Below are 4,249 nucleotides of genomic sequence, written 5' to 3'. Positions count from 1 at the left end.
TCTGTATGTACTCTAAATAAATTATTGCTCTGCTGTTTCCAATCAAATGTTAACTCAGTACATGGTTTTGATGGTTCACAAATCACCTGACCACGTGTTTCAATTCGCTTGGCATTTTCTGAAGGTTTAAAATCAATAACATTAGATGCATAAGCTTTTGCAGAACTTGCATTTGGTTTATTGGATACAACGATACACCCACTCAGTGAAAGAGCAGTAAGAATAGATATAAATTGAACTTTCATTATTATCAACCAGTTAAATAGATGTTGTTTTTGTATATGCTAAATTTAGCATACAATCCATATAAATGTTAACCAGTTATCAAAAAATATATATTTATTGTCGTGTTTTGCTATTTTCTTTTTGTGATGCTTGTCAGGTTGCTTGAATTAAGTTTAAAGGTGGTAAAAAATAATTGATTGAGTCCTTTATGGTCAAACGTTTCTATTTTTGATTGAACACTTTTCAAAAGGTGATATAACTAAAAATAAAGCGTTAATAAAAGAGTATGAAATGAAAACGACTGTGAAATATGTGGTGCTGAAGAGCAAAGACTATCAATTGGGCACTCCATTGTTTGAAGAAACCATCGAGGCAGACTATGCGTATTTCGATTCAATTCCATCAGTCATTCAGTACCAGAATCATGAGTTTAAAGTGAAGTCAAAAGAACTTAATCGAAAGCAAATATTTGATGACTTTGAAGAATCACAAACAATCTTAGTTAAAGTCATCGCACTGAATTAATTTAAAGGCAGCCTTGAGCTGCCTTTCTTATTCTCATCACTATTCATTATCTATTTTATAATATAGTTCTATTCGAAATTAAGCACGGTTCAATATGCACCAAACATTCCCAATCCAAAGTAGGTTAGGTGGATTCTACTTTTTCTACTATGCGATTGTCGGTACCTTCATGCCGTATTGGAGTCTATATCTGCAAGATCAGGGATTTAGCTTTTTAGAGATTGGGTGGCTTAGTGCAATTGCAATCATGACGCGTTTTTTTGCGCCGTTTATTTGGGGTTGGGTGGCGGATAAAACGGGTAAAAGAATGCTATTGGTGCGAATCGCAACATGGATGGAAGCGAGTATATGGTTCCTCATTTTTATTATACCCAATAATTTTCAATCAATTGCCTTGTTAATGTTGATCTTCAGCTTTTTTCAAAATGCGATACTTGCTCAATTTGAAGGCGTTACATTATTTTGGTTAGGCGAAAAACGAAATGAACTTTATGGCAAAGTGAGAAAATGGGGATCGATTGGGTTTATTGTTGGTGTTTTCTTTATTGGTCTAATTCTTGAAATCATCGATATTCAGTATCTCCCGATTTTATTACTGAGTATTTCATTTCTAGCGTTTTTATGGTCATTTACAGTAAAAGAACCGAAGGGCGCACCAAAAGCCCAAAAAACACTTGAATCCATTATTCCAGTTTTAAAACAACCAGTTGTGAAAGCAATTTTCTTAATTGAGTTCATTATGTTGTTTGCTCAAGCACCATTCTATAGTTTTTATAGCAATTACTTACAGTCATCTGGATTTAGTACCACAGCAACAGGATTTCTTTGGTCAACAGGTGTTATTGCTGAAATCATGATGTTTGCCTATGCATCATTTTTTTTAAATCGTTTTACATGGCGTCAGTTGGTTGCGATCTGTTTATGGATGACTGGGCTTAGGTTTTTGATTGTTGGTTTATTTCCTGAAAGTTTTGTTCTCCAATTTCTCTCCCAGACAATGCATGCATTCAGTTTCGGTTTATTTCACTTATTGGCGATGCGCATTATTTTTGAGCACTTTTCTGCTGGGCAGCAGGGTAGAGCTCAAGCTTTGTATAGTACGATGTGGGGCTTGGGTGTGGCATCTGGAAGCGTATTGGCAGGACAATATTGGGAGCTGATTTCTGGCAGCTATATTTTTATCATTGCAGGAGCTTCAACGTTGATTGGTTTCATATTTTTATCCGCTTTACCAAATCTCAAGCCCACTGAAGCAAGATAGTGACTTATGATGTTTGAGTAAATAGTAATTGCGGATCCACGCATAATCTATTTCGTCCTTCAGATTTCGCTTGATAAAGGGCAACGTCTGCACGATTAATCAATTGTTGGAATGGGGTGCCAGACGGAAGTTGTTGATAACTTAAACCTATGCTTACACTAATATTGAGATGTTGATTTTGCCTGATCATAATCGGTGTTTCTGCCACGCGGTCGCATATACGCTGTGCGATTTTAATGCAGGCTGGTAGGTTACTATCTTTAATTAAGATGGCAAATTCTTCACCGCCAACTCTACCGAATAAATCATTTGATCTAATTTGAGATCTGACGATATTGCTAAAGTCTTTGAGAACAATATCACCTATTTCATGTCCATATTGATCATTAATTTTTTTAAAGTGGTCAATATCGAGTAGTAAAATAGACACGCTGTGAATATTGGATTTCGCCTCCCTATGAGTTGAGTCTATCGTCTTTTCGCTTTCTTCATAAAAATATCGGCGATTCATAGTCGTTGTTAAACTGTCATGGTTCGCTAAATATAATATTTGGTGATATAGCTTTTGGCGATTCAAACTAATAATTGATAATGTTAGTGGGCCTAAAGCCAGCATGAAAAGACCGATGCGAACAGACAGTGTTGTCGAAATAAATGCTTCTGGAGATTCTGTTAGATAATATGCACTTAAGCTGTTGTATAAGAACATACATACAAAGCAGTTGATGATTGCAACCAACAATAAATTGTAGGTTAATGCTGCCCAGATGAGTGCTCCGATCGGGAACATGATGGCGCCAGGGCCAATAAAAAAGTGAGTTAGAATTACAGATACAACGACAAATATGAAGGGTAAGACAAAGGGCAAACTTAAACGTTGATTTTTTTGATTTACAAAATATTGTTGAACTGTAGTTTTGTTTGGTAATGCGAGAACAATAGGTAAAAAAGCGACAAAGTTAAGAATTTCACCACTCCACCACATGCCAAAATCAACCCAAATACGGCTGAGTTCCATAAAGCTGTTAGGAACATAAGGGATGGTTAAAATCGCAAAGGTTGGGCTCGCTAGGCACCCTCCAAAAGCACTAATTAAAAATAAGTAAACAAATGTAAGACCTTTATTGAATTCTTGATAATTGATTTTTAACCGGTTCAGTAGGTATAAGGTCACTAATGGGTTTAGCAAGTTAGCAAGAGTTAACAACCAAGTAAGTTGTAAAGTGTTGCCAGTACCTAGGTCTGCAAGCATATACCCAGAAAAGGCCCCAAGCCAGCCACCAAGATTATTGAGATAACTAAATCTTAAAAAAAGACCAAGTAGTACGGCATTTGCAGGCCAGAAAATTGCAAGAAATGAGAGAGGTCGACCAAGTATTCCAGCCAAAGCACAAAGTGTAATGATGAGCATGACAATCAAAAAAGATTGTGCATTGTTTTTAATCAGCTCTGTTCGTATCCATATGGTCATACTTAACGTATATTCCCTTGCATAAAATCTTATATTTTTAAGCTTTCTGTGAGGTATAGAATGAATATTATTCTGATAAGAATATATTTTTGCACTAATAAATCAATAGATCGCATTAAACTGCTGATGATTTAAAGTTCATCAATAGGGAATTCATTTTCTTATATAAAATTGTTCTTATCACGTTAATTCTATGAGTTTTCTTGCTGAAATGTGCTAATTTAGTTCTAAACGTTGACCTATAGATGTTGTATGAAAAAAACAGTTTTTTTTGCACCTTTACTTTTATTAATGACGTCTTTTTCTTCTGCCGATCAAAATGTCCAAGCGCAAGCTAAAGGTGCTGATTTACAACAGCCTGAAAATAATATTCGAATCAACATGCGCCCAGAAATTTTAGGTTTATGGGGAATGGAAATTCCAAATAATAAAAAATGTGTTGAGTATTATAATTTCCGTGGTAACAATGAGGTGGTCGTGAATAGTGCTAAAGAGTGGTCGGTCGGTTTATTTGAGTATCAACCATCTCAAGACAGCTCTTCGGGCTTGTTGCCTACCTTGGTCATGCAAGTCAATTATGAGAACAACGAAAAAGACTGCTCTGGTAATCAAGTAGATCAGGCAGGAGATTTGTCTCAATATTTTGTAAAATGGGACAATCCGAATCAAATCAATTTCTGTGCATCTGAAAAGGGTGGACAATGTTTTGCAAAACTTAATCGTATATTGCCTTAAGCTAAAATCTTTGCAGTCTATTCTTCAATAAT

General features: G+C 35.6%; 5 protein-coding genes. 3 read left to right on the top strand and 2 right to left on the bottom strand.

Annotation, left to right across the window (positions count from 1 at the left end):
- Positions 1 to 245 (bottom strand): hypothetical protein (locus tag CL42_RS15550; protein WP_035270712.1); only part of this gene is annotated, 245 nt, incomplete at its 3' end.
- Between the two features lie 271 nt (positions 246 to 516).
- Between CL42_RS15550 and CL42_RS15545 the strand changes: the two genes are divergently transcribed.
- On the top strand, positions 517 to 750 hold the full coding sequence (locus CL42_RS15545) for a hypothetical protein (RefSeq protein ID WP_035270711.1): 234 nt from the start codon (positions 517 to 519) through the stop codon (positions 748 to 750).
- Between the two features lie 94 nt (positions 751 to 844).
- Positions 845 to 2,011: an MFS transporter gene (locus CL42_RS15540; RefSeq protein WP_035270708.1), complete on the top strand. Its 1,167-nt coding sequence runs from the start codon at positions 845 to 847 to the stop codon at positions 2,009 to 2,011.
- Positions 2,012 to 2,015: 4 nt separating this feature from the next.
- On the opposite strand, the gene CL42_RS15535 is transcribed toward CL42_RS15540, so the two are convergent.
- Entirely contained in the window at positions 2,016 to 3,482 is a 1,467-nt protein-coding gene (locus tag CL42_RS15535; protein WP_035270707.1) for a GGDEF domain-containing protein, read from the bottom strand.
- 252 nt (positions 3,483 to 3,734) lie between these two features.
- On the opposite strand from CL42_RS15535, the gene CL42_RS15530 reads away from it, so the two are divergent.
- Positions 3,735 to 4,217: a hypothetical protein gene (locus tag CL42_RS15530; protein WP_035270703.1), complete on the top strand. Its 483-nt coding sequence runs from the start codon at positions 3,735 to 3,737 to the stop codon at positions 4,215 to 4,217.
- Positions 4,218 to 4,249: the final 32 nt, after the last annotated feature.

The organism is Acinetobacter sp. Ver3 (assembly GCF_000632455.1).
In the GTDB taxonomy this organism is placed as follows: Bacteria; Pseudomonadota; Gammaproteobacteria; order Pseudomonadales; family Moraxellaceae; genus Acinetobacter.
The sequence above is the reverse complement of the archived record's forward strand: the minus strand, read 5'-3'. Positions and strand labels throughout refer to the sequence as shown.